The 24,612-nt window shown below is 62.9% G+C and carries 21 protein-coding genes and 1 tRNA gene; 8 read left to right on the plus strand and 14 right to left on the minus strand.

The features are described 5' to 3' along the window. Positions 1–35 precede the first annotated feature (35 nt). Positions 36–947, minus strand: coding sequence for a LysR family transcriptional regulator (locus CRO06_RS02325; protein WP_022995124.1), 912 nt, complete (start codon positions 945–947; stop codon positions 36–38). A gap of 121 nt (positions 948–1,068) precedes the next feature. Between CRO06_RS02325 and CRO06_RS02330 the strand changes: the two genes are divergently transcribed. Then, positions 1,069–1,746 (plus strand): histidine phosphatase family protein, encoded by a 678-nt coding sequence (locus CRO06_RS02330; protein ID WP_097057655.1) that lies wholly within the window; start codon positions 1,069–1,071, stop codon positions 1,744–1,746. 123 nt (positions 1,747–1,869) lie between these two features. After that, positions 1,870–2,622: an SDR family oxidoreductase gene (locus CRO06_RS02335; RefSeq protein WP_097057656.1), complete on the plus strand. Its 753-nt coding sequence runs from the start codon at positions 1,870–1,872 to the stop codon at positions 2,620–2,622. A gap of 88 nt (positions 2,623–2,710) precedes the next feature. Here the strand turns inward: CRO06_RS02335 and CRO06_RS02340 are convergent, their stop codons facing one another. Both CRO06_RS02340 and glnK read right to left on the minus strand, forming a co-directional pair. After that, a complete protein-coding gene (locus tag CRO06_RS02340; RefSeq protein WP_097057657.1) occupies positions 2,711–3,970 on the minus strand; it encodes an ammonium transporter in 1,260 nt (419 codons plus the stop codon). A 76-nt stretch (positions 3,971–4,046) separates the two neighbouring features. Continuing rightward, entirely contained in the window at positions 4,047–4,385 is a 339-nt protein-coding gene (gene glnK, locus CRO06_RS02345) for a P-II family nitrogen regulator (protein ID WP_014996495.1), read from the minus strand. Between the two features lie 308 nt (positions 4,386–4,693). Between glnK and CRO06_RS02350 the strand changes: the two genes are divergently transcribed. After that, a complete protein-coding gene (locus CRO06_RS02350) occupies positions 4,694–4,951 on the plus strand; it encodes an accessory factor UbiK family protein (RefSeq protein ID WP_022994776.1) in 258 nt (85 codons plus the stop codon). Between the two features lie 3 nt (positions 4,952–4,954). Here the strand turns inward: CRO06_RS02350 and CRO06_RS02355 are convergent, their stop codons facing one another. Beyond that, entirely contained in the window at positions 4,955–6,865 is a 1,911-nt protein-coding gene (locus tag CRO06_RS02355; protein WP_097057658.1) for an alkyl/aryl-sulfatase, read from the minus strand. A 101-nt stretch (positions 6,866–6,966) separates the two neighbouring features. Between CRO06_RS02355 and CRO06_RS02360 the strand changes: the two genes are divergently transcribed. Together CRO06_RS02360 and CRO06_RS02365 are read left to right on the plus strand one after the other, a co-directional pair. Continuing rightward, a complete protein-coding gene (locus tag CRO06_RS02360) occupies positions 6,967–7,866 on the plus strand; it encodes a LysR family transcriptional regulator (RefSeq protein ID WP_063141139.1) in 900 nt (299 codons plus the stop codon). Between the two features lie 104 nt (positions 7,867–7,970). Then, the gene (locus CRO06_RS02365) at positions 7,971–9,458 is read left to right on the plus strand and encodes a YifB family Mg chelatase-like AAA ATPase (RefSeq protein ID WP_097057659.1); all 1,488 of its coding nucleotides are present in this window, start codon (positions 7,971–7,973) and stop codon (positions 9,456–9,458) included. On the opposite strand, the gene CRO06_RS02370 is transcribed toward CRO06_RS02365, so the two are convergent. Further along, the gene (locus CRO06_RS02370) at positions 9,430–10,338 is read right to left on the minus strand and encodes a DMT family transporter (protein ID WP_097057660.1); all 909 of its coding nucleotides are present in this window, start codon (positions 10,336–10,338) and stop codon (positions 9,430–9,432) included. The genes CRO06_RS02365 and CRO06_RS02370 overlap by 29 nt on opposite strands. Before the next feature lie 92 nt (positions 10,339–10,430). On the opposite strand from CRO06_RS02370, the gene CRO06_RS02375 reads away from it, so the two are divergent. Next, positions 10,431–11,222: an AraC family transcriptional regulator gene (locus CRO06_RS02375; protein WP_022994771.1), complete on the plus strand. Its 792-nt coding sequence runs from the start codon at positions 10,431–10,433 to the stop codon at positions 11,220–11,222. 7 nt (positions 11,223–11,229) lie between these two features. Here CRO06_RS02375 and CRO06_RS02380 read toward each other — a convergent pair whose 3' ends face one another. From CRO06_RS02380 to CRO06_RS02390, 3 genes are all read right to left on the minus strand, one after another. Next, entirely contained in the window at positions 11,230–11,976 is a 747-nt protein-coding gene (locus CRO06_RS02380) for an SDR family NAD(P)-dependent oxidoreductase (protein ID WP_097057661.1), read from the minus strand. Positions 11,977–12,146: 170 nt separating this feature from the next. Continuing rightward, positions 12,147–13,181, minus strand: a complete 1,035-nt coding sequence (locus CRO06_RS02385; protein ID WP_097057662.1) for an AraC family transcriptional regulator — start codon at positions 13,179–13,181, stop codon at positions 12,147–12,149. 403 nt (positions 13,182–13,584) lie between these two features. Further along, positions 13,585–14,349, minus strand: a complete 765-nt coding sequence (locus CRO06_RS02390; protein ID WP_218839858.1) for a pseudouridine synthase — start codon at positions 14,347–14,349, stop codon at positions 13,585–13,587. Between the two features lie 49 nt (positions 14,350–14,398). Here CRO06_RS02390 and rep point away from each other — a divergent pair, with 49 nt between their 5' ends. Then, positions 14,399–16,420, plus strand: a complete 2,022-nt coding sequence (gene rep / locus CRO06_RS02395; RefSeq protein ID WP_022994767.1) for a DNA helicase Rep — start codon at positions 14,399–14,401, stop codon at positions 16,418–16,420. A gap of 182 nt (positions 16,421–16,602) precedes the next feature. On the opposite strand, the gene CRO06_RS02400 is transcribed toward rep, so the two are convergent. From CRO06_RS02400 to CRO06_RS02415, 4 genes are all read right to left on the minus strand, one after another. Continuing rightward, positions 16,603–17,055: a c-type cytochrome gene (locus tag CRO06_RS02400; protein ID WP_022994766.1), complete on the minus strand. Its 453-nt coding sequence runs from the start codon at positions 17,053–17,055 to the stop codon at positions 16,603–16,605. 235 nt (positions 17,056–17,290) lie between these two features. After that, positions 17,291–19,885 carry a CHASE2 domain-containing protein gene (locus tag CRO06_RS02405; protein WP_026948315.1) on the minus strand — a complete coding sequence of 865 codons (2,595 nt, stop codon included), beginning with the start codon at positions 19,883–19,885 and terminating at the stop codon, positions 17,291–17,293. A gap of 187 nt (positions 19,886–20,072) precedes the next feature. Then, positions 20,073–21,140, minus strand: a complete 1,068-nt coding sequence (locus CRO06_RS02410; protein WP_022994764.1) for a FecR family protein — start codon at positions 21,138–21,140, stop codon at positions 20,073–20,075. 6 nt (positions 21,141–21,146) lie between these two features. Next, on the minus strand, positions 21,147–21,836 hold the full coding sequence (locus CRO06_RS02415) for a response regulator transcription factor (protein WP_014996509.1): 690 nt from the start codon (positions 21,834–21,836) through the stop codon (positions 21,147–21,149). Positions 21,837–22,160: 324 nt separating this feature from the next. On the opposite strand from CRO06_RS02415, the gene CRO06_RS02420 reads away from it, so the two are divergent. After that, positions 22,161–22,237, plus strand: a tRNA-Arg gene (locus CRO06_RS02420). A gap of 251 nt (positions 22,238–22,488) precedes the next feature. Here the strand turns inward: CRO06_RS02420 and CRO06_RS02425 are convergent. Together CRO06_RS02425 and CRO06_RS02430 are read right to left on the minus strand one after the other, a co-directional pair. After that, positions 22,489–23,331 (minus strand): phytanoyl-CoA dioxygenase family protein, encoded by an 843-nt coding sequence (locus CRO06_RS02425; RefSeq protein WP_097057663.1) that lies wholly within the window; start codon positions 23,329–23,331, stop codon positions 22,489–22,491. Positions 23,332–23,483: 152 nt separating this feature from the next. Further along, complete coding sequence (locus CRO06_RS02430; RefSeq protein ID WP_097057664.1) at positions 23,484–24,602, minus strand: acyl-CoA dehydrogenase family protein; 1,119 nt, start codon at positions 24,600–24,602, stop codon at positions 23,484–23,486. Positions 24,603–24,612: the final 10 nt, after the last annotated feature.

Here is a 24,612-nt window from a genome sequence, read left to right on the forward strand (position 1 = left end):
ACAATACGAACAAAGGAGGAACAGTAAGCACCGCATTAAGAATGAGTGGACAACTGTTCCATAACCGCCATGACCTTCTGTCGCAACCAGCTATGGCCGGGGTCGGCGCTTTGGTCCCGGTGCCAGTACAGATGTAACTCCAGCCCGGGAATGTCCACCGGCAGGAACTCGGTGTGCGCCCCTTTCGGCGCCAGGCGGCGGGCCAGCAGTTCCGGCAAGGTCAGCAGCAGATCGGATCCCATCACCGTGGACAACGCGGCCTGGTGATGCTGGCAGCGTAGCCGGATGTGGCGCCGGTAGCCCAGCCGGGACAACCCGAAATCCTCCATCCCCGGGCCCTCGCGGCGGGACGACACCAGCACGTGCTGGGCGGCCAGATAGGCGGGCAGGTCGAGATTCCCGGCCAGCGGATGACCTTCGCGCATCAGCACCACCAAGGGCCCCTGCATGACCCGCCGGTGCTGCACCGACTCCGGTAACGGCAGCAGAATATCGGTGGCCAGATCGAGGCGGCCACTGGCCAGCTCCGTGGCCAGTTGCCGGCGCGGCACCGTCATCGACTGCAAACGGATGCCCGGGGCCTCGTCCACCAAAGCGGAGATCAGCGGCGGCAACAGGCATCCTTCCAGACCATCCCGCAACCCGAGCACGAAAGTGCGCTCCGCCTCACCAAGATCGAAGCCCCCTTCATGACTGAGGCAACGCTGCAAGCCCCCCAGCGCATGACGCACCGGCGTCACCATGGCCCGGGCCCGGCTGGTGGGCACCATCCGCGCCCCCTGCCGCACGAACAACGGATCCTCCAGACGCTCCCGCAAACGCGCCAGGGCGTGGCTCACCGCCGGCTGGGTGAGGTTGAGCACCCGCGCCGCCCGGGTCAGGGACCCTTCCGTGTAAATAGCATCGAAGACCACGAACAGGTTCAGATCGAAGCGCGAAACATGCATGGGTTTTATCCGGAATTATTTCAAATATTCATTCGATTTATTGAAAACCGATACCTAGCATGAGGTCAATGGTTGCTGTGTTCGCTGGCACCGGCGCCCGCGGACCCCGGGAGAATACGCAATGCCTGTGATTTATCTGATCCGCCACGGCCAGGCCAGCTTTGGCGCGGAGAATTATGACGCCCTGTCCGATAACGGCTGGGAACAAAGCCGGATCCTCGGCCGCCATCTGAGCGAGCAGGACCTGGGCGCCCCCCAGGCGGTATGCGGCTCGCTGCGCCGGCACCGGGAAACCGCCGAAGCGACACTGGAACAAATGGCTCTGCCGAAGGAATGGCAGACCGATCAGGGTTTCGACGAGTACGACCATAAGAGTCTGCTGCATGTGCATTGGCCAGAGTCCGCCGATCATCAGGCACTGTCCGCCTGGCTGGCCGAGCAGCCCAATCCCCGGCGCGCCTTCCAGGCTCGCTTCGAGGAGGCCCTGCAACGCTGGCAGCGCAACGAAGACGACTACAAGGAAACCTGGCCGGCATTCCGTGAGCGGGTTCTGGCGTCGCTTTACAGCCTGGCCAATGGCCTGGAACGCGGCGATTCCGCCCTGGTGTTCACCTCTGGCGGCGCCATCAGCGTGGCCATACAGCACCTGCTTGAACTGGCCGACGACGCCTTGATCACCTTCAATCGCGGCCTGGTCAACACCAGCGTCACCCGTCTGCTGGTCAATGCCGGCCGCCTGCGCCTGGCCACGCTCAACGAACACCTGCACCTGCGCGGCGAACTGCTGACTTATCGCTGAGAACATCCCCACCGAAAGGCCCGCCGGGACTGGCGGGCCCCCGCCAGCGGCAGGCACTATTACCGCGGAAGACGGAGCCGCCCGTTCGGACCGAGTCGCCCACCACCGCATCAAGGATTTATCATGCCGCACCGTAAAACCATTCTGATTACCGGCGCCAGTTCCGGACTGGGCATGGGCATGGCCCGGCGTTTCGCCGCCATGGGCCGCGACCTGGCTCTCTGCGCCCGGCGCCTGGATAAACTGGAAGCCCTGAAAAACGAGCTGGAACAGGCACACCCGACCATCACCGTGGCGATCCGGCCACTGGACGTGAACGACTACGAGCAGGTCTTTGACGTATTCCGCGCCTTCAAGGCGGAGCTGGGTCGGTTGGATCGGATCATTGTCAACGCCGGCATCGGCAAGGGACAACCGCTGGGCACCGGTCATTTCCAAGCCAATCGCCAAACCGCCGAGACCAACTTCGTCGCCGCCCTGGCCCAATGCGAGGCGGCCATGGAAATCTTCCGCGAACAGAACAGTGGCCACCTGGTGGTGGTGTCTTCCATGAGCGCCTTGCGCGGCCTGCGTAAAAACATCAATACCTACTCCGCCACCAAGGCCGGCGTGGCCGCGTTGGCCGAGGGCCTGCGCATGGAAATGCTCGGCAAGCCGATCAAAGTGAGCACGATCTATCCCGGCTACATCCGCACCGACATCAACGCCCAAGTGAAAAATGCCCCATTCATCGTCGATCTGGAAACCGGCTGCCGGCAATTAGTGGAAGCCATCGAAAAAGAACCGGCCAAGGCCTATGTGCCACGCTGGCCCTGGGCGCCGATCGGTTTTGCCATGAAGGTGTTGCCGTTGTCGGTGGTCAAACGGATGACATAAAGCGACAGCCTCTAGAGTGGTGGCCATGGATGGTGGTCATAAAAAAAGGGCGCCCGCGGGCGCCCTTTTTCATCCGGAAGGTGATCGATCAGCTTTTGACGAACTCCGGGTAAGCTTCCATACCGCAGTCCACCAGATCCATGCCTTCGTACTCTTCTTCCTCGGTGACACGAACCCCCATCACCGCCTTGAGGATGCCCCAGACGATCAGGCTGGCGACGAACACCCAGATGAAGATGGTCAGGGCGCCAATGATCTGGCCAGAGAAACTCACATCACCGTTGGTGACCGGCACCAGCAGCAGGCCCAGCAGACCCACCACGCCGTGCACCGAGATGGCGCCCACCGGGTCGTCGATTTTCAGCTTGTCCAGGGTGACGATGCTGAACACCACCAGCACACCACCGAGCGCACCAAAGAGGGTCGCCAGCAGCGGCGTTGGCGTGGACGGCTCGGCGGTGATCGCCACCAGACCGGCCAGGGCGCCGTTGAGCAACATGGTCAGGTCGGACTTGCCGAACAGGATACGGGCCACGATCAGGGCGGCGATGGCACCACCGGCGGCGGCGGCGTTGGTGTTCATGAACACTACGGCCACGGAGTGTGCGTTGGCGGCGTCACCCAGTTTCAGCACGGAACCGCCGTTGAAGCCGAACCAACCCATCCACAGGATGAAGGTCCCCAGGGTCGCCAGCGGCAGATTGGCACCGGGGATCGCGTTGATCTGACCGTTGGCGCCGTACTTGCCTTTACGCGGACCGAGCAGCAGCACCCCGGCCAGAGCGGCGGCGGCGCCGGCCATGTGCACGATGCCGGAACCAGCGAAGTCGGAGAAGCCCAGGTCGCCCAGGTTGTACATACCGAGGACGTCGGCACCGCCCCAGGTCCAGGATCCTTCCAGCGGATAGATCACACCGGTCATGACCACGGCGAACAGCAGGAACGCCCACAACTTCATCCGCTCAGCCACGGCACCGGAAACGATGGACATGGCGGTGGCCACGAACACCACCTGGAAGAAGAAGTCGGACGCGCCGGAGTAAACGGAGTCACCGTCGAAGCCGTTCTCCGCGGAAGCGGACAATACACCGGCCAGATCAAAGTCGGTGATGCCTTTCAGGAAGATGCCACCGTCGTACATGATGGCGTAGCCGCACACCATGTACATGGTGCAGGCGATGGCGAACAGCGCCACGTTCTTGGTCAGAATTTCAGTGGTGTTCTTGGCGCGTACCAGGCCCGCCTCCAGCATGGCGAAGCCCGCGGCCATCCACATCACCAGTGCGCCGCAGATCACGAAATAAAACGTATCGATGGCGTACTGCAATTCAAAGATTTGGTTTTCCACGTTGCAACCCTCCGAGAAATAAAAACGTGTCCAAAAGCCTTGGCATGGGTCGATTCAGCACACGTTCTAAAACTTCTTAAATGGCATCCTCACCGGTTTCACCGGTACGAATGCGAATGGCCTGCTCCAGATTGGTGACGAAGATCTTGCCGTCACCGATCTTGCCGGTGTTGGCGGCCTTGGTGACTGCTTCGATCACCTGGTCCAGGCTGCCATCGGCAATGGCCACTTCGATTTTCACCTTGGGGAGGAAGTCGACGACGTATTCCGCACCACGATAGAGCTCGGTGTGCCCCTTTTGGCGACCGAAACCCTTGACCTCGGTAACGGTGATGCCCTGAACGCCGATCTCGGACAGTGCTTCACGCACATCATCCAATTTGAACGGCTTGATAATGGCTGTAACCAGTTTCATTGCTATCTCCTCAACGCTCTTAACGCGTCCGGTAACGTCCGTTTCGTTTCAGGCCCCTCTTTGGTTCCCGATCCATCCACTTGCGCGAACGCTCTGACCCATCTTGTGCACGACCCATGCCAGTTTTAAAAAGTCACGCTTTCTCAAAGGGTTACATCGCCGACGCAGGTCGCGATCCGACTCCGCTGCGGTATAATAGTGCACCGATTTGGAGCGCGTTCCATTTTGGGGCACGGCAGCCAGTGCCGCACAACCCGACTTGGAGTGATACCATCACGCCGACTGAACGCATAGTGGAGCCTACGGCCATGCAAAGCCAACCCTTTATCGATCGACTGATGGCCGACATTCAGCGGCGCCTGCCCGGAGATCCGGGGCGGCTGCGCGACGATGTGGAGCACAGTATAAGGGCAGTGCTGGGAGAAGCACTGGCGCGGCTGGATCTGATCAGCCGGGAGGAATTCGATGTGCAGCAACGGGTGCTGGAACGCACCCGCGAGAAGCTGGAAGCGCTGGAAAAGCAGGTGGCGGCGCTGGAGCGCGCCGCGCAATCAGACGAGCAATAGCGGTTACCCCAGCGTCGCCGGGGTAACGATATTGAAGGAAGACTGGAACTGATCGAGCATGCCGAACAGAGCCGCCACCTTCGCCTGATCCCCGGCCACCGCCAGCCGGCCGTCCTGCATGCACTGCGGCAACGTCAGTTTGCCCAGCCCGACCTGATCCAGGTCGGCCTTGCCCATTGTGACGCTGGCGTCAGCGTTATCATGACGGTGCCCTTCCAGATAGGTGAGCACGCCATTGCGCACGGTCAAGGCGAAGTCCTGGTCCAGATCCGGGAAGTGCCAATTCAGCGTCATCGGTTGTGACACGGCCTTTTCGCTGTCCAGCCGGATCGCCAGCAAGGAAAAGAAAAACGCCGGAGTCAGCGCCCGCACCAGATCCGGCGCCTGCCCGCCCGGCACCCGCTTGACGCCCTTGCGCAGCTCCTGGGCACCGGTGAGGTAGGCGTTGCGCCAGGTGGTGTTCTCGCACTGATAACCCAGTTGCTCCAGGGTATCGGCCTGCAATTCCCGGGCGGCGGCGTTGTCCGGATCGGCGAACACCACCTGGTTGACGATCTCCGCCACCCAGCGATATTCACCGCGCTCGAACTCTGCTCTGGCTTTTTCCAATACCGCTTCGGCACCGCCCATCCACTCGATGGTACGGCGGGCGCTTGCCACTGGCGGCAGCGGATTCAGGTGCGCCGGATTGGCGTCGTAGAACCCCATGTAGCGCTGGTACACAGCACGCACGTTATGACTCACCGAGCCGTAATAATCACGGGCATGCCAGCGTTGCGCCAACGGTTGTGGCAGGCTCTTGATGTGCTCGGCGATGTCCATCGGCGTCAGCCCGTGATTGAGCAGGCGCAGGGTTTCGTCGTTGAGGAAAGCGTACATATCCCGCTGATCGGCCAGGTACTCACGGATATTGTCCGCGCCCCAGGTGGGCCAATGGTGCTGGGCGAACAGCACATCACTGCGATCCCCGTAGCGGGCCAGGGTCTGGCCGAGATAGTAGGACCAGATGCGCGGATCACGGACCAGCGCGCCACGGATGGTGAGAATGTTGTGCATGCACTGGCAGGCGTTCTCGGCCACGCACAGTGCCCGCCATTGCGGAAAATACAGGTTCATTTCGGCCGGGGCTTCGGTGCCCGGGGTCAGTTGGAATTCGATTTCCACACCGTCAATGGTGTGGGTTTCAAACGCCTCGCTGATTTCATCGGTGGGCGCGATCAGAGTCACGGTGCCCCGGGACGTGCCCTTGCCCAGCCCCGCGTCCACCTGACCGCGCGGCCCCTTCGGCAGCAAGCCACCATACATGTACTGCGCACGGCGGCGCATGGCCGGGCCGGCGTAGACGTTTTCGCTGACCGTCTCTTCCATGAACCCTTCCGGGGCGTACACCCGCACCTTGCCGGAGCGCACCTCCTCTTCGCTGATCACCCCTTTCACGCCGCCGAAATGATCCACGTGGCTATGGGTGTAAATCACCGCCACCACCGGGCGTTGCGGACGGTGCTGGTAATACAGTTCCAGTCCCGCCTTGGCGACCTCGGCGCTGACCAGCGGATCCATGATGATCAAACCGCTGTCGCCTTCGATGATGTTCATGTTGGAAAGATCGAAACCACGCACCTGGTAGATGCGCTCGCACACCTGGAACAGACCGGTGTGGTTATTCAGACGCGCCAGCCGCCACAGGCTGGGGTTTACCGTATCCGGCGCTTCCTCGCTTTCCTGGAAATCATAGGCGCGGAAATCCCACACCACCCGGCCATCCTCGCGACGCACCTCGTCGCCATCGAAAGTGGCGATAAAACCACGCCGGGCATTTTCGAAATCGGTTCTGTCCTCGAACGGCAGGCGGTCCCGCCAACCATGATTGCAGGCGATGGTAGCGGGCTGGGCGGGCTTGGATTGATCACACATGAGGATTCTCCGGGCTGGGCAGGGGTGCGCCCTGTTGTACGCCGGCGCCCGCAATGTTACAAATGCATAACATTCATTAAATCAATGCATTTATCGCATTCATGAATCTGCGCCGGCTGGAACAACTGGTGGCCCTGGCCGAGGAGCGCTCCTTCGTCAAAGCCGCGGAACGCACCCACCTGAGCCAACCCGCCCTGACCCGTGGCATCCAGAACCTGGAACACGAGCTGGGTATCCGCCTGTTCGACCGCACTCCCCAGGGCGTGGTCCCCACCGCCGCCGGCCAGCAACTGATCAATCGTGCCCGGCGGGTGTTGTTCGAAGCCCGCGGTCTGCGCCGGGACGCCGCCCTGATCCGCAATCACGAGATGGGCGAGGTCCGCTTCGGCGCCGGCTCCTACCCTTCCGCCATTCTGCTGCCGGACGTGCTCGGCACCCTGATGAGCGAATACCCGCATTTGCAAATCAAAGTGGAAGTGAACGACTGGGCCACCCTGCTGCGTAAAGTGGAAACGGAGGAACTGGATTTCGCCGTGGTGGAACGGCGTACCGTGCCCCACGACTCCGCCCTGGAAAGCCAGCCCCTGTCGAAGGAGGCCGCCGGCTGGTATGTGCGCCGGGGGCACCCCCTGGCGGATGGAAGAGCGGTGGCCACGCGCGATCTCGGCGACTATCCACTGGTGTCCGTGCCGTTGCCGGAAACCGCCCGCAACCGTCTGAAACGGAGGCTGGGCCAGTCCCCCGGAGAAGCCCTGGCCCTCAGCCTCGAATGCAACGATCTGGTGACCCTGCGCGAGGTGGTGACCCGGACCGATGCCGTGCTCAGCGCCACGCCCTCGGTCTGCCGCGCCCAGGTGGCGGCGGGGCGGCTGGTACGGCTGAACATTCAGGACAGTCATCAGGAAGTGGAACTGGCGGTGGCGCGCCTGGCCAACCGCACCCTGTCGCCGGCGGCGCACAAGGCACTGTCACTGATCCAGGCCTGGGCGGACCAGCACTGACTCGCTCCGGGCCTTTTTCCTACGCGCGCCGACGACAATATCGCACTCACCGTCACCACCCTGGCTGACAGTCTTTCCGGGCCCGTTGCCCTACCCTCGATGGCATGAACATTACCAGCCTGCTCAGCCGCGCCAGCCGGGGCATCGATGCCGTTCCGGTAACGGTGGAAACCCATCTGGCGCCGGGATTGCCCGGTTTCACCATTGTCGGCCTGCCGGATACCGCGGTCCGGGAGAGCCGCGACCGGGTCCGCTCGGCGCTGGTCACCAGCGGCTTCGAATTTCCGCAACGGCGCATCACCGTCAATCTGGCACCGGCGGACCTGCCCAAGGACGGCGGTCGTTTCGACTTGCCCATCGCCCTGGGCATCCTGCTGGCCAGCGGCCAGTTGGGACGGGTGGACTTCAATGGCCACGAATTCATTGGCGAGCTGGCGCTGTCCGGCCGTCTCAATCCGGTGCCGGCGCTGTTGCCCGCCGCGCTGGCCTGCGCCGATGCCGGTCATACCCTGGTGGTGCCGGCGGAAAATGCCGACGAGGCGGCACTGGCTGGCGCCCGTACCCTGGCGGTGACCAGCCTCAATGATCTCTGCGCCCATCTGCGCGGCGCCACGCCCTTGCCTTGCCACCCCGCCCCGGACATCGACCGTCAATCGGCCCCGCATCATCCCTGCCTGGCCGATGTGCGGGGTCAGATCAGTGGCAAGCGCGTGCTGGAAATCGCCGCCGCCGGCGGCCATTCCCTGCTACTGTGCGGCCCTCCAGGGGCCGGTAAAAGTCTGCTGGCGTCACGGCTGCCGGGCCTGCTGCCGCCACTGGACCGGGACCAGGCTCTGGAGGTGGCGGCCGTTTACTCACTGCGCGCCAGCCGGCCAGCGGAGCACTTTCTGCAACGCCCCTACCGCAGCCCCCATCACACCACCTCCGCCATTGCCCTGGTGGGCGGCGGCAGCCGCCCACGGCCGGGGGAAATTTCCCTGGCCCATCATGGCGTGCTGTTCCTTGATGAGTTGCCGGAATTCGAACGGCGCGTGCTGGAAGTCTTGCGGGAACCGCTGGAGACCGGCGAGGTGCACATCGCCCGCACCGCCCAGCAACTGACGTTCCCTGCCCGCTTCCAGCTAGTGGCGGCGATGAACCCCTGCCCCTGCGGCTATCTTGGCGATCCCGAACGCGGCTGTGGCTACCGCTGTGAAAAGGCCCGCCGCTATCAGGCGCGCCTGTCCGGGCCGCTGCTGGATCGCATTGATCTGCACCTGGACCTGCCGCCGCTGCCGGCGGCGGAACTGCTGCAAGGGCAGCCCGGAGAGAGCAGTGAACGGGTACGCCAGCGAGTGATCGCCGCCCGCCAGCGGCAGCAGCAACGCCAGAGCCGGCTCAACCGGGACCTGCCCGCCGACACGCTGGAAGCGATACTGGCGCCGCACCGCGCCTGGCTGATCGAGACCATGGAACGGCTTGGCCTGTCCGCCCGCGCGCTGCACCGCAGCTTGCGGGTGGCCCGCACCATTGCCGATCTGGCGGGCGCGGACCGGGTGGACCGCGCTCACCTGAGCGAGGCGCTCAGCTATCGGCGGAACCAGGAAAGCTGACGCCGCCGGCGCGGCGCAACGGCCGCCGCCAGGTTTCCGCCAGGATCACGCCGGCCAGGGTCAGCCCGCCGCCGATCAGATGCGCCCAGGTCAGCTGTTCGCGCAACAATACTGAAGCGATCACCGCGGTGAGCAGAGGCATCAGATTGAAGAACAGGCTCATGCGGCTGGGATCGAGCCGGGCGATCCCCTGCATCCACAACAAGGGCGCCACCATGGAGGCCAGTACCCCGGCATAGATCACTAGCGGCACGGCCTCGACACTGGCTCCCTGTTGGGGTGACAGCAACAGCAGCGGGAACAGCGCCACCAGCGCCACCAGCACCTGCAGGTACAGCAGCAGCATGGCCGGCAAGGGCGGCTGCCAGCGTTTCAGTAACACGCCATAGACCGCGTAAGCGAAGGTCGCCAGCACCATCAGGGCATCACCCTGGTTAATGCCCCGGGCAACCAGAGTGGCGAAGTCACCGGAAGAGACCACCAGCACCACGCCGCCCAGGGAGATCACCGCGCCCACCAGTGCCCCCAGAGTCAGGGGCAGGCCCAGCAATACCGTGGATAAACCCAATGCCATCAAGGGCATCAGCGACAGGATGATGCCCATGTTGGTGGCGCTGGTGAGGGTGGCGGCATAGTAGGCCAGGGTCTGGTACACCGCCATGCCCAGCAAACCGAGCACGATGATACGGGGAATCAGCGGTTTCACCTGATGACGGTACCGCCACAGTCGCGGCGCCATCAGCGGCGTCAGCAATGCCCCCGCCAGCACCCAGCGATAAAAGCCGATTTCCGCCGGGAACAGCACGCCCACCGCCAACTTGTTGACCACATTGTTGCCGGACCAGATCAGTACCGCCGCCAACGGAAGCAAATACGCCATACCAGGGGCCTCCCTTTTTCGAGGCGCCATTATGGCGCTGTCTGAAATAAGCCTTATACTCCTATCCAGACAACCCACAGGGGATTTCGGACATGACAGCGCCCCATTATCTGCCACTGCCGGATTTCACCACGCTGCCGTCGCCGGTGTACTTCCGCTACGACGAATTCCCGGCCGGCAGTGAGTCGCTGGAGCACCGCCATGACTGGGGCCAGCTCAACTACACCACCCAGGGCATCATGCATTTGCGGGTGGAGGGAAAGCGGTTTTTGTCGCCGCCTCAGTATGCCGTATGGATTCCGCCCGGCGCGGCCCATGGCAGTTACAACCCGAATGCCGTGATCTACCGCTCGGTGTATATCGACTCGACGCTGTGCGGGGATCTGCCGACCCAGGCCTGCACGGTGGCGATCACCGACATCCTCAAGGCCATCCTGGTGGATTTCGCCCGGCGCGGCGTGCACGAGCCGGAGCACGAGAGCGATCAGCGGCTGGCGCGGGTGATGCTGGACCAGCTCAGCCTCAGTGCTCAGGGAGTCCCCTACTTCCTCCCCTACACGGATCACCCGGTGCTCGGCAGGGTCCTGGAGGCGCTGCGGGACAACCCCGCGGATAATCGCACCCAGGTGCAATGGGCGCGGCAGGCCAACATGACCGAACGCACCCTGGCCCGCCTGTGTCACCGGGAATTGGGCATGCCGCTGGGGGAGTGGCGCCAGCGGTTGCGTTACCTGCTAGCGCTGGAGGCCCTGGAGCAAGAACACAGCGTCCACGCCATCGCCTATGATCTGGGCTACAGCAACCCGTCCGCGTTCATCGCCATGTTCCGGCGTCTGGCCGGCACCACCCCGGAACAATACCGGCGGCAAGCCGGGCGAGGATAACGGGACATCAAAGCGTATTACACAGGTGGCCGCCATCCACCGGAATCGCCGCGCCGCTCATGTAGGAAGAGGCGTCGGAGGCAAGCAGCAGCAACGGACCGGCCAGCTCGTCGATCTGGCCCAGGCGATGGTAGGGGATGCGTTTGATCAGCTTGCCACCATGGGGGCCCTGGAAAAACTCCCGGTTGATGTCGGTTTCAATGTAACCCGGGCAGATGGCGTTGCAGCGAATGTTGTAGCGGGCGTAATCCAGAGCGATGGATTTGGTCAGCTGCACCACGCCGGCCTTGGACACGGTGTACGGGGACAGCATGGCGCCCACCCGCAAGCCGAGGATGGAAGCGATATTGATAATGTTGCCGGGGCGCTCGTCCCGGCGCCATTGCTGGATGGCGAACTTGCTCACCGCCCAGACGCCGTTGAGGTTGGTGTCCACCACCGCGTTCCAGTCTTCCTCGGAGAGGGTGTCGGTGGCGCCTTCCCGGGTGATCCCGGCGTTGTTCACCACCACGTCCAGGGCCGGCATGTTCTCGAAAGCCCGCGCCACATTGGAGTGATCGGACACGTCCATTTCCACCACCCGGGCGTCACGCCCCAGGGCGCGGACTTTTTCCGCGGTGGCTTCGAGTTTGTCCACCCGCCGTGCCGCCAGCACCAGATCGGCACCGTGCTCGGCCAGCACTTCGGCGAAACGGGCGCCAAAACCGCTGGAAGCACCGGTGATAAGAACGCGTTTGTTAGTGATATCGAACATGGTTGTCTCCCAAACCTGTCTATAAAAAACCAAGCAAAAACGGACCGCAGGAACCCGATCTCGGAGGACTAAGGGCCCGAAAGAGGGCATTGATTGTGCCGGTTTCCAGTGTCTGGAGTGAAGTCTGTCGCGGCCTGTTACATCTTGGCCGATGGGGCGAGGGCGGAAACTTACAGGTTACCCAGATAGTCGCTGGGCGGACGGCCGGTCCAGCGGCGGAAAGCCCGGGTGAAGTTGCTGGGTTCGGCGTAACCCAGCTTCTGTGCCACTTGCTGCACGGTGAGGTTGGCCTGGAGATAACGTACCGCGCGGGCCATGCGCACTTCTTCCAGCAGATAGCGGTAGCTCACGCCCAGCGCGGCGAGATAGCGGCGCAGGGTCCGTGAGGTCAGGTGGAACCCGGTGGCCAGTTGCTCGAGGCTCGGCAAGGCACCTTCCGCCTGCATCAGACGGGCGCGCACCCGCGAGGCCCAGTCCTGATCCGCCTCCAGCCGTTGCAGTTCCTCCTCGCACCGCTGGGCGGCCATTTGCCGGGAGGATGCGTCCGCCATCGGCAGAGCCTCCCTCAACAGGGCCGCCGGAAAACTGAGCACGGCGGTATCAGCGCCGAAGCGAACGGTCATGCCCAGCAGCTCCTGATACCGCGCGGCGTAGTCCGGCGACGCATAGGGCAGGGTCAGAGCCGCACCCTGAAAACGATCGCCAAGCAAATAACGCAATCCGGCCACCAGCGCGGCGGTGACCACTTCCAGATAGGGGCGGCGAATCTCACCCAGATCGTAGCTTTCCATCAGGGCGAAACGCACCCACGGCTCTTCCACATCGAGACGCGGCAGACACAGGCGGGTACGCGTGCGGAAATAGCGCTCCAACAATTGCAGCGCATCCCCCAGGTCACGGCTGCTGATGGCGGCGTAGCCCAGCAGGCCATGAGCGGTAACGGTAAGCTGCTGCCCCAGGCTCAGAGCGATGGCGGGATCGCCGGACAGCTCCCGGGCGCTGGCCATGACACGGCGGAACTGATCGAATCTCAACGCCGGCTCGGCACTGTACACCTGAGGCTCCGACAAGCCGGCGTGTGCCAATAAACGGGACGGGTCGAGCCCCGCTTCGCGGGCCAGCTCCACCAGATTACGCACATAGTTAACCGGGATCGGCGAACGATCACTGGCCAGTGCGGGGTCGTTGTGTAGCGTCCTGTTCATAACCTCAAGCATACACCTGTGCTCAACCGTGTCCGAAAATGACAAGTGGCGGTCCAGGCCGCCCCCTCGATGGCAACCGTAACCCGGACTCCCCCTGCACTATGCGCCGTTACCACGGGAAACCCAAACCCGTCCCCGGCCGCTGTTCCGCCCCTTGGGAACACAGGAGCCCCACTAACAGCGGCGCGGATGGCGGATGGGGCGCAATTGTGGCGGTGATCAACGATGGCGGGCGGCCAATCAACCCCCCGGTACGGCAGGCTCTCGAATAAGCTGCGCGCCGCACCCGCGGTCCCGGAGGCCCGCGGCTACGGCGCGCGACGGGCATGAACCCGATCTCCAATCTAACCTTGTCGCGGCCCGCCCTCGTCGTCCGATCCGACGAACCCGGCTGGCACCGTGCTCAACCCGGCGGGCCCAGCCGCTTCTGCTCCGCTTCGGTGAGCGGGCGCCACTCTCCCGGCGCCAGAGCCGGGTCCAGTACCACGTCGCCGACCGCCTCCCGATGCAATGCCACCACGCGGTTACCCACCGCCGCCAGCATCCGTTTGACCTGGTGATAACGCCCCTCACTGATGGTCAGGCGCAAACACAGAGCATCCACCACCTCCACGTGTGCCTGCCGGGTGGGGCGGGGATCATCGCGCAACACCACGCCCGCCGACAACGCATCAACCTGAGTCCGGGTCACTGGTTCGGCGGTGGTGACCCGGTAACGCTTGTTGCAATGGTGTTGTGGCGAGGTGATGCGGTGGGACCAGTGGCCATCACTGGTGAGCAACACCAGTCCGGTGGTGTCCAGATCCAGCCGGCCGGCGGCATGCAACCCGGCGCGCTGGTCACCGGGCAGCAGATCCAGAACGGTGCGGTGGCCCGGGTCGTCGGTGGAACAGACCACGCCCACCGGCTTGTGCAGCATCAAATAACGATGCCCTTCCAGTCTCAGCGGCCGTCCTTCCCAGAGCACCCGCATATCCGTTTGCAGACGCCGCTCCGGTTTGGCGGGCAGCTCGCCGCCGGCACCGTCGAACACCTGAATGGCGCCGGAGCGGATCAGGGTTTTGACTTGTTTGCGGGTGAGCCCGGTGGCGTGGGCAACGAAGTAGTCGAGACGCATGGCGGGCAGTATAGCGCCTTCGTCATCAGGCGTCGGCGGACACTGTTTCATGCCGCCGTGGCTGCTATGATACGCGCCTTCGTTTACCCCTGGAGCCATCATGACCTCGTTGAATCCTCGCCAACGGGAAGCGGTCCATTACGCCGACGGCCCACTGCTGGTGCTGGCCGGAGCGGGGTCTGGCAAGACCAGCGTGATCACCCGCAAGATCGCCTGGCTGATCCAGGAGCGGGGCGTGCCGGCCCGGCGCATCGCCGCCGTGACCTTCACCAACAAGGCGGCCCGGGAAATGAAGGAACGGGTGCAAAGCCTGGTCCAGGGCGGCCAGAGCCGGGGCCTGATCGTCTCCACTTTCCACAACCTGGGTCTGCGCATTCTCAAAAGCGAACTCAAGGCCTGCGGCCTGCGTTCCGGCTTCTCCATTCTCGACCAGACCGATAGCCGTGAGATCCTCAAGGAAATCCTGCTTCAAGGGGAATCCGAGCGGGACCTGAACGCGGTGGAAGCGGTGCACAAATGCCTGTCGGACTGGAAGAACGAGCTGGTCTCCCCCGAGGAAGCGGTGAGCCAGGCCCAGACCGAGGAAGAAGTACGCGCGGCCATGGCCTACAGCGGCTACAACCGCATGCTGCGCGCCTGCAACGCGGTGGATTTCGATGACCTGATCATGATGCCGGTGCAGCTGTTCCGCGAACAGCCACGGATTCTGGAGAAGTGGCGTCATCGCCTGCAATACCTGTTGGTGGACGAATATCAGGACACCAACGGCGCCCAGTACGAGCTGGTGCGCATGCTGACCCTGCCGGAAGGCCGCTTCACCGTGGTCGGCGATGACGACCAGTCAATCTACGCCTGGCGCGGCGCCCGCCCGGAAAACCTGGATCAGTTGCAGCAGGACTGGCCGGCCCTGAAAGTGGTGAAGCTGGAACAGAATTACCGCTCCACCGGCCGCATCCTCAAGGCCGCCAACACGGTGATCGCCAACAATCCCCACGTGTTCGAGAAAAGCCTGTGGTCGGACTACGGCTACGGCGAACCAATACGGGTGGCGGCGCTGCGCGACGAGGACGGGGAAACCGACTGGATCGCCGGCGATCTGTTTCACCGCCGCCTGCAGCGGGGGCTGCACTGGAAGGACTTCGCCATTCTCTATCGCGGCAACTTCCAGTCCCGCATCCTGGAAATGAAGCTGCAATCGCTGTCGATTCCCTACAAGGTCTCCGGCGGCACCAGTTTCTTCTCGCGCAGCGAGATCAAGGATCTGATGTGCTATCTGCGCTTGCTGGTGAATCCGGACGACGACAACGCCTTTTTGCGCATCATCAATACGCCCCGCCGGGAGGTGGGCCCGGCCACCCTGGAAAAGCTGGCGGCCTGGGCGGGCCGGCGCGATCAGGGCCTGTATCACGTCTGCGGCGACCTTGGTCTGAGCGAGGCCATGCCACCGAAGGCGGCGGAGAAACTGCGGGAGTTCAAACAGTGGCTTGATGGCAAGCGTGAACATTGCTTCCGGCACAATAGCCTGCAGGCGGTGAAGGAACTGATCACCGAAATGGACTACGAAGGCTGGATCATGCAAAACGCCTCCAGCCCGCGCATCGGTGAAAAGCGCATCGAAAACGTCTGGCAGTTGGTGCGCAATATCGAGCGCATGCTGGAAAAGCAGGAAGAAGAGGACGACGGGTCCAGCGACCTTGAAGCGGTAATCGGCAAGCTGGTACTGATGGACATGCTGGAGCAGCAGGACGAGGAAGACGACTCCGACCGGGTCCAGTTGATGACCCTGCATGCTTCAAAAGGGCTGGAGTTTCCCCATGTTTACATGATGGGCGTGGAGGAGGAGCTGCTTCCCCACCGCACCAGCATCGAGGAAGACAATATCGTCGAGGAACGCCGCCTGATGTACGTGGGCATCACCCGGGCGCGGGAAACCCTCACCCTGACCCAGGCGCGCACCCGCAAACAGTATGGCGAGAAGGTGGATACCACACCGAGCCGTTTTATCGACGAACTGCCGCCGGACGATCTGGAATATATCGGAGAAGGCGCCCCCCGCGATGAGGAACGGGACAACGAGATGGCCGAAGCCAGCCTGGCCAATCTCAAGGCGCTGCTGGAGTAACAGGGTTCCGGAAAGCCCACGAACCGGGCCATGAAACCGCTGGAGCTTTATCCGGGCGGCGAGCCGCTGCAAGCGAATCCTTTGCCGCCAAGGCCCATTCGCTGGCAAACCAGCGTCCCACAGGCTCTGCTACGAAGCCGCTGTGGGAGCTGCCTTGGCAGCGAATGGCGTATCCGCCGAAACTACTGGCTGTTCTCGACGATGTATTCCACCGCGTTGCGGATTTCCTCTTCGGAGCAATCCATGCACATGCCTTTGGGCGGCATGGCATTGAAGCCTTCGAAAGCGTGCTTGACCAGGGTGTCCATGCCCTTTTCGATATGGCTGGCCCACTGACCCGCATCACCGAACTTGGGCGCGCCGGCGGCGCCGGTGGCGTGACAGGCGGCACAGCCGGTATCGTACACGGCCTGGCCGGAACGGGGTTCACCGCTCCCTTCCGCGGCGGCCACCGCGCTGCCGCACTCTTCGCCTTCCACGCACACGGACCCCACCGGTTTGATCCGCTCGGCGGTGGCACGGTCACCCAGAACCGAGCGCTCGCCCAGAGGATACGGGGAAATGTCCTTGGTGCTGGCGGCCATTACAGCGCCGGCGAACAGGGTGGCCAGTACAATCAGGCCAGCAGTCAGCATTTTTTTCACGGTTCCACCTCGGTTATTGGTATGTCCCGAAACACAGCTTTGAATAACGCCCGGCTGCCCCTCGGGGCCGGGACTCATTCAGAGACGTGCCGGCTCTGTTTGTTATTGCGGGCGCGATTATACCCTCAGAAATCGCGGGGATAAAATCAGTACCTTGGGAGTAGCTATCTGGAGGCAAAATGGGCATCCAGCAGGCGGGATGGAAATAGGCTGAACAGGCCCTAGCTCAGGATAACTGGATTCGTGGCAGCAACAGGGTAAAACGGCTGCCCTCGCCGGGAGCGCTGGCCACCTTGATATCGCCACCGTGACGCTCCGTCACCACCTTGACGAAGCGCAGCCCCAGGCCGGCCCCGCGAGTACGGGCCCCGCCGCTGGTGCTGGCGCGACTGAAACGGTCGAACAGCTTGTCCTGGAACGCCTCCGGAATGCCCACGCCGCGATCCCGCACCTCACAGGTCACCTGCCCCCCTTGAGTAAACAGGCGCACATCCACCGAGTTGCCTTCATAGCTGTACTTGACCGCATTAGTGAGCAAATTCACCACCAGCCGTTCCAGTAGCTCGTTATTGCCCTTTACCCAGACCTCCTCGGTCTCGTCATAGGCGAACCGCAAGGTGATATCCCGGGCCTGGGCCTGGATCTGCACCTGATCGATGGCGGATTCCACCACATCGAGCATGTCCAGCTCCATCATCTCCACCGAATCCACTCCCTCGACCCGGGCCAGTTGCAGGAACTGCTCGGCGATGTTCAGGTTACGTTCGGCGTAATGCTCCACGTTGTCCAGGAAGTCCGACAACCGCTCCCCGTCCGGGCCATGCCGCATCTTGCCCACCAACGCCAGCACCGACACCATCGGCGAACGCAGATCATGGGACAGGAAATCAAGCATCTCGGTCCGGGTGCGCATGGCCTGCTTGACGTCGGAAATGTCCTTGAGACTGATGATCAGCATGCGCCCCGGCTGGTCGCCGGCGTGTACCAGAATCATATCCAGATAAAGATCCATGCCACGGCGGTTACGGCATTCTTTCTGCACCCGGCCATCCGCCAGCGCTTCCTGAAGCAGCGTGCGCCAACCGCGATCACCGGTGAATTCCAGTTCGCGGCCAATATCCGCCAGCCCCAGGGTGTCCTGGGCCACGCCCTCGATACTGAGCAGATAGGACGCCTGCGGATTCATGAACACCACGCCGCCACAGGCATCGGTGATCAGCACTCCTTCGCTCATCTGCGCCAGACCAACCTGGAAGAAGCGGGTCAGGGCCTGCTGGCGGTGCTCCTCCCGGCGCAATCGCTCGATATGCTTCTCCAGCACCTCGTAGCGGGGCCCGATACCGGCCTGATGGGTTTCGGTACGCGCCAGCATGGCGCGAATCCAGTAATCATAAGTGTCCGCATCCAGAGCCTGGCGCCACACCACGGTCAGTTCATAACGTTTGCCGTCATGGCGGAACGGATAGCGGCGGGACAGCTGCCCCCGCCAGGCCGTGGCTTCCAGTTGCTCGCCGCCGGACACCGGGGCGCCGGCCTGGGCCTGCAGCCGCCAGGCCCGCACCGGCAGCACCTGATCCAGCATGCGCAGCATCCGCGACAGCGGCGCCGGCTCGGTGAGACGGCGGTTCAGATCACTGTATTCCGCCAAGCGCTCCAGAGCATTACGCATATACGCCATGGAGTACTCCAGGCGCCGCCAGGTCCACAGCGGATAAGCCACCACCGCGGCGATGGCCGAGGCCGCCGGCGGAAACCAGATCTGCCAGACCGCCAAAAGCGCGTAGCAGATTCCCAGCGTGAACAGCAGGGAGCCGAGAATCAGCGGAATACTCCAGCGCGGCAAGAAGAACGGCAGCAGCAGCGGTGCCAGTAAGGCCAGCAACACGCCGAGGGCTATGGCCCAGGGCCGGCTCATGCCTGAAATCATGCGCTCATGGCGCAGACCATCGAAGATATTGGCGTTGATCTCGACGCCTGCCATCAGGTCCCCCTGCCCGGCCATGGGGGTCGGCAGCATATCGCCCAGCCCCGCGGCGGTGGCGCCGATGAACACGAACTGGTCCTTGATCAATTGGTCCGGAACCCGGCCCTCCAGCACATCCACCGCGGAGACGTGCGGATAGCTTCCCGCGCCGCCGGCGAACGGGATGTAACGGGGGTATTTGCGAACATTGGCCAGACCGACGAAATCGTCGTTTTCGCCGGCGGGAAAGCGGTCCTCGGGGATCAGGCCCTCGCCTTCCAGCATCGCCTGGGTAATGTGCGGCCACCAGGGTTGTCCGATCCCGGAACGCAGGTAGACCGAACGGGCCACCCCGTCACCATCCAGCTCCAGATCCACATGGCCGAGCCCCCGGGCGGCGCGGGCGAAGGGCCCCGCCGGCAATACCTCGATCAGTTGCCCGCCGGAGCGCAGTTGCTCCACATGCACCGGCAGATAAACATTGCCGTTCTCGGACAGCGCCCGGACCAGCGCCTGATCCGCCGCCGGACGTGACCGGTCCGGCTCCGACAGGATCAGATCCATCAACACCCCACGGGCACCCTGTTTGGAGAGTTGATCAATCAGACGGGCATGGATGCTGCGATCCCAGGGCCAGCGCCCCACTTCCCGCAGGCTGTACTCATCGATGCCGACAATAAGGATGTCGCCGGAGGGCTCCATCGGCAGCCGCGGCAGCAGGGTGTCGTAGACGTAACGATTGAGGAAAGACAGACCGCCACTGATGGACAGCAGGGTACACAGGCTCGCCACCACCAACAGCACGGACATGTGCTCAACCAGATAACGGCGCTGGTGGCTATCGAACCCTCTACTCATGAACCCCGAACCTCTTCCCTTGGATACCGCCGGGCGCCTTTGTTATGGCATCAAACCGGAGTTATCACTATCCCGATCCACGCCTTTCATTTCCAATGTTTTTTTACGCGACGAAGGCGGCAAAAAGAAGAAGCGCATCGAGAATGAAGGTGGCCGCCCTGGACGGTGGCCACCGGGACATGGAGGGTCAAAGCGCGAGCAGCAAACCGGCACCGCCGATGAACAGAAGAGCGTCCCAGGGCCAGGCGCCTTTACTCACCGTGGCGTCCAGCAAGTGTTCCTGGCCACGCAATCCCCGCGCATCAATCGCCCTTACCAGCAGTTGATAATCACCGGCCTCGGGTTTGGCGCGCCATTGCGGCTCGCTGACCTGCTCACTTTGCAGCAGGACACCATCGGCATCGAACAGCTCCACCGAATAGGCTTCGGCGCCTTCCACCGGCGGCCACTCCGCGCGCAGGCTGCGACCACCGGCTTTCAATGTCACCCGCGGAGCCGGCAGCAATTTAACCGGCTGGGCCGGCGCCTGGCCGTCCCGCGCCACCGTGCCATAGCCGGCGGGCACCGGCGTGGCGCTGCGGGCGGCGGCAACCTCCACCTCGCCTTTCACCACCTCGCTGAGGGTGACGGCGTCATTAGTGACGCGAACGTGATACTCGGTACCGCGAACCGCGGTCATCACGCCGGGGGTATAGACACGGAACACCCGGGCATCGGTATCCCGGGGCGTGACCGTGTTGCGGATGGCCCCCCGTTCCAGTTCCAGCTCCGTGGGCTCGTTGCCAACATCAACGAAACGCCGGTAATGATTCACCTTGAGCACGGTGTCGGGCTTTACCGCCACTTCGGAATTATCGGCGAAACGCACTACCACACTGCCGGCCTCGCCGGTCTCGATGGTGTCACCGAAGGCAATCTCCGCGCCGTTTTCCACCGGTTCCGGATCGTTATCGCCGACCCGCAGCCAGACCTGGCCATTGACCCGTTCGGCACGGGCGGGCATCGGTTGCTCCTTGAGCCAGGCGAGCGGGATCAGAATGACCTTGCCCGGAGACATGCGATAGGGATCATCCACCGCGCTGTTCGCCGCCAGTTGGCGCCAGCAAAATACCGGGTCCTGAGCGAAACGCTCACACAGATTCCACAGAGTGTCGCCGGGACGAACGGTGTATTGCCAGTGATCGGCAGTGGCATCGGCTTGCGCCGTGGCGGCCAGCAGGCACAGCACCACGGCGGTCAACCAGCGGGAAAGCATAGGCGTTTATTCTTCCATTGGTTCCAGCCGGTAACCGTGCTGATACACCGTCTTGATGCGATAGCCACGTTCGGGACGGATTTGCAGGCTGCGGCGGATGCGGCTGATATGAACGTCCACCGTACGGGACTCAATCGGCGTCATGATGCCCCACACCTTTTCCAACAGGTGTGCCCGGGACATCAGTTTGCCTACGTTCTGGAACAGGTAACACGCCAGTTCGTAGTCCTTGTCGGTGAGTTTGACGGCTTCGTCGTCGAGAAAGATCTGTCGCCGGGCCCGGTCGATGGTCCAGGGTCCAACGTTGAGGGTTCCTTGATCGTCCATGTCGGCAACACCCGCTCGCCGCCCCAGGGCAGTGAGTCGGGCCAGCAGCTCCGCTTGTTTAACTGGCTTAACCATATAGTCGTCGGCTCCCTGGGTCAGCGCGCCCACGATGGAAGACTCGTCATCGCGTTGAGTGGCGAACAGGACAGGCGTGCGATTGCCACTGGCACGCACTTCCTCGAGAACGGCGTAACCACTCATATCAGGCACTTCCCAATCGAGTACCAGGAGGTCGAAGGTGTCCCGTCGCAGCAAGCTCATGAACTCGCGACCGCTGGACAGGTGCATACACGTGTGGCCTGCTTCGCGCAGCCAGTGTGTCACCAGCTCGGCCTGGGCCTGGTCGTCTTCTAGGTAGGCGATACGCACCGTTTTTTCTCCATCCTAATGTCGCAAGAGGTTACCGAATCCACTCCGGTATCGCGGGAAAAGATTGTAAAATGCCGACCCGTCGAGCCTCGCTGAAACCCAGGAAAAACGTGCTTTTCACGCCTCTCCCCCCGGGTATAGCCGATGTCCGCATCACCCCCTGACGCGGCACCCTGAAGGGACGGAATCATGGCTCCGTCCACAAGCCGGATGATTATACGCGCCTTGCCGTTCATTCCCAATCGTGGACTCGTCGACGCTGAACCGCTATCATGCGCGTCCGCGCCCCCGGGGTGCCATCAAAAGTGCCGTGAAAATCGTTTTCCGCCCGTAGCTCAGCTGGATAGAGCGCTGCCCTCCGGAGGCAGAGGTCAGAGGTTCGAATCCTCTCGGGCGGGCCATATAAAACACAAAAGCCCGCCCTGCGCGGGCTTTTGTGTTTTATCGGGTCTGCTCGAGGGCCTTGATTCGAAGCTCCGTTCGACACTCAACGGCCTCACCGTCGAGTGGACGCCCAACGGGCGCCCGAAGGGGACGCTCCAACGGAGCGTATCAATCCTCTCGGGCCATTCGCTGCCAAGGCAGCTTCCCACAGCGGCTTCGTAGCAGCTACCTGGGCGGCAATTCATGCCTCAGGGAACAACGGAGCGCATCAACCCTCCTCCAGCAACCGTAGCGGGTGCTTGCCATCCACCATGCCCATGAACGGCGGCATGATGGAATAGCCGATCAGCGACCGAAGCTCCGGTGACAATTCACGCACCACTTCCCTGGACAGCTCCAGCAGAAAGTTCTCCTGTTGCCGCAAATAGGCCTCGCAATACTGGCAGGTCACCGCCAGACGGGGCTTGTCGGAACGGTTTTCTCCACCACCGTGCCAGGTGGTCCCCAGGAAAAACAGCACCGAGCCAGCCGGCATGACCGCGGGGATCGCTTCTTCCCACCGCCCCCTGCGGTCCTGCCCCCAGGCATGGCTGCCCGGGATCACCACGGTGGCGCCATTATCCTCGGTGAAGTCATCGATCGCCCAGATTGTCGCCGCGCCCAACGGCGGCCGTGGTCGCGGCACTTTGTAGAAACTATCATCCGCATGCAGAAGCTGCGGCGCCTCCCCGGGCAGGATGTTGATGATCTGGGCCTGACTGATGAGGTAATTGGGCAGGAACAGTTTGTCCATCAATCCCAGGATACGAGGGTGATCCGCCAGATGATCCAGAACCCGGGTCTTGGAGAAAACGTCGTAGACCCGTTGTGTCCGGGCCCCCTCGAAGGTATTCCTGCCGGTCTTGTCCAATAACGGGGTTATCCGCGAGCGAATATCGCTCAGCGTGTCCCGATCCAGCACGCCCTCGATGATGACGTAGCCATCACGCATCAGGGTGTCGAAGTCCCGATCGATCTCCGGCGAGCTACGCTCGGCGGATGGCCGCAAGGCCTTGTGGCGAGCGGCCAGATCACTGTCCAGCACGCTCAAATTGGCGATCTTGCGTGGCATGAGCTCCTCCCTTTTGTTGTTGTGATGGCTCTTTCAGCATTGACTTGAATTCGATTCAATGCCGATCCAGGGCCCCACGGAGCAGGCCCTGAGCGAACAGATCTGGAATCTGGTTCGTCAGGCAGTCCGTGACGAGGACTTGTAACCGCACCCTACAACGCCGCCCAAGCCCGCTTGAGGTGATAGCTTTCGTCACCAAACAGCAACCCGAGGGCGGTCAGCCGCTTGAAATAGTGGCCAACATCCAGCTCGTCGGTCATGCCGATCCCACCGTGCAACTGCACCGCCTGCTGCCCCACATAACGGCCGGACTGGCACAACTGCGCTTTCAGCAGTGCGCTGTCCCGAGCATGCGACGGCGACTGGTCCCAACGGCTCGCGGTGGCCTCCAGAAGATGCTCCAGATTCTTCATGGCGATGTACATATCGACCATGCGGTGCTGCAGCACCTGGAAAGAGGCGATCGGGACACCGAACTGCCGGCGCGTGCGGGTATAGTCCAGGGTACGGCGCAACAGCGTCTGCATCGCCCCCACCGCCTCCGCCGCCATCATCATGATCCCCTGCTCCAGCACCTGGCGCAGCACTTCAGCGCCACGCCCATTCCGGGTCAAACGCCGGGAGTCATCGACGTCCACGGCGGCCAGGGTCAAACGGGCGCCGCGATGACCATCCATGGTCGGGAAACCGGTCACCTGAAGCTCATCCGCATGGACCAGAAACAATTCCACCACCGGCCCGGCATCGTCCTCGAAGGCCTGCGCCGACACCACGAAATGGGATGCCAGGTCACCGCCGACCACCGCTACCTTTTCGCCTTCCAGACGCCAGCCACCGTCAATACGGCGGGCGCTGGTGGCGAGATGCTCGGGATTGCCACGGCTGATGCTTTCCTCCCAGGCCAGCACCGGCATGGCGTTGCCGGCGACCAGTTCGGGCAACAGGCTGTCGGCGGCGTCCTGGTTGTCCGCCAGGGCAATGGCCTGACCGCCCAGCCCCACCACACTCATGTAGGGCTCCACCACCAGTGCGCTGCCGAAGCGCCGCATCAGTCCCAGCGTATCGGAGATATCCCCGCCGAGGCCGCCATGGCGCTCGGCGAAAGGCAGACCGAGCCAGCCCAGTTCGGCGAACTGTTGCCAGTGCTCCCGGTTGTACCCCGGTTCCTGCTCCACCCAGGCGCGGCGCTGGTGAAAGTCGTAATGGGCACCGAGAAATTTATCAACGCTGTCTTCCAGCATGACGCGGGTTTCGTCGTTAAGAAAAGCCATGTCGCGTCCC

It is taken from the genome of Alloalcanivorax xenomutans (genome assembly GCF_900217905.1).
In the GTDB taxonomy this organism is placed as follows: Bacteria; Pseudomonadota; Gammaproteobacteria; order Pseudomonadales; family Alcanivoracaceae; genus Alloalcanivorax; species Alloalcanivorax xenomutans.

Excerpts from the sequence above, each read along its gene's own strand:
- CRO06_RS02325 (WP_022995124.1), bottom strand. The coding sequence starts at position 947 with ATGCATGTTTCGCGCTTCGATCTGAACCTGTTCGTGGTCTTCGATGCT.
- CRO06_RS02330 (WP_097057655.1), top strand. The coding sequence starts at position 1,069 with ATGCCTGTGATTTATCTGATCCGCCACGGCCAGGCCAGCTTTGGCGCG.
- CRO06_RS02335 (WP_097057656.1), top strand. The coding sequence starts at position 1,870 with ATGCCGCACCGTAAAACCATTCTGATTACCGGCGCCAGTTCCGGACTG.
- glnK (WP_014996495.1), bottom strand. The coding sequence starts at position 4,385 with ATGAAACTGGTTACAGCCATTATCAAGCCGTTCAAATTGGATGATGTG.
- CRO06_RS02350 (WP_022994776.1), top strand. The coding sequence starts at position 4,694 with ATGCAAAGCCAACCCTTTATCGATCGACTGATGGCCGACATTCAGCGG.
- CRO06_RS02355 (WP_097057658.1), bottom strand. The coding sequence starts at position 6,865 with ATGTGTGATCAATCCAAGCCCGCCCAGCCCGCTACCATCGCCTGCAAT.
- CRO06_RS02360 (WP_063141139.1), top strand. The coding sequence starts at position 6,967 with ATGAATCTGCGCCGGCTGGAACAACTGGTGGCCCTGGCCGAGGAGCGC.
- CRO06_RS02365 (WP_097057659.1), top strand. The coding sequence starts at position 7,971 with ATGAACATTACCAGCCTGCTCAGCCGCGCCAGCCGGGGCATCGATGCC.
- CRO06_RS02370 (WP_097057660.1), bottom strand. The coding sequence starts at position 10,338 with ATGGCGTATTTGCTTCCGTTGGCGGCGGTACTGATCTGGTCCGGCAAC.
- CRO06_RS02375 (WP_022994771.1), top strand. The coding sequence starts at position 10,431 with ATGACAGCGCCCCATTATCTGCCACTGCCGGATTTCACCACGCTGCCG.
- CRO06_RS02380 (WP_097057661.1), bottom strand. The coding sequence starts at position 11,976 with ATGTTCGATATCACTAACAAACGCGTTCTTATCACCGGTGCTTCCAGC.
- CRO06_RS02385 (WP_097057662.1), bottom strand. The coding sequence starts at position 13,181 with ATGAACAGGACGCTACACAACGACCCCGCACTGGCCAGTGATCGTTCG.
- CRO06_RS02390 (WP_218839858.1), bottom strand. The coding sequence starts at position 14,349 with ATGAAACAGTGTCCGCCGACGCCTGATGACGAAGGCGCTATACTGCCC.
- rep (WP_022994767.1), top strand. The coding sequence starts at position 14,399 with ATGACCTCGTTGAATCCTCGCCAACGGGAAGCGGTCCATTACGCCGAC.
- CRO06_RS02400 (WP_022994766.1), bottom strand. The coding sequence starts at position 17,055 with ATGCTGACTGCTGGCCTGATTGTACTGGCCACCCTGTTCGCCGGCGCT.
- CRO06_RS02405 (WP_026948315.1), bottom strand. The coding sequence starts at position 19,885 with ATGAGTAGAGGGTTCGATAGCCACCAGCGCCGTTATCTGGTTGAGCAC.
- CRO06_RS02410 (WP_022994764.1), bottom strand. The coding sequence starts at position 21,140 with ATGCTTTCCCGCTGGTTGACCGCCGTGGTGCTGTGCCTGCTGGCCGCC.
- CRO06_RS02425 (WP_097057663.1), bottom strand. The coding sequence starts at position 23,331 with ATGCCACGCAAGATCGCCAATTTGAGCGTGCTGGACAGTGATCTGGCC.
- CRO06_RS02430 (WP_097057664.1), bottom strand. The coding sequence starts at position 24,602 with ATGGCTTTTCTTAACGACGAAACCCGCGTCATGCTGGAAGACAGCGTT.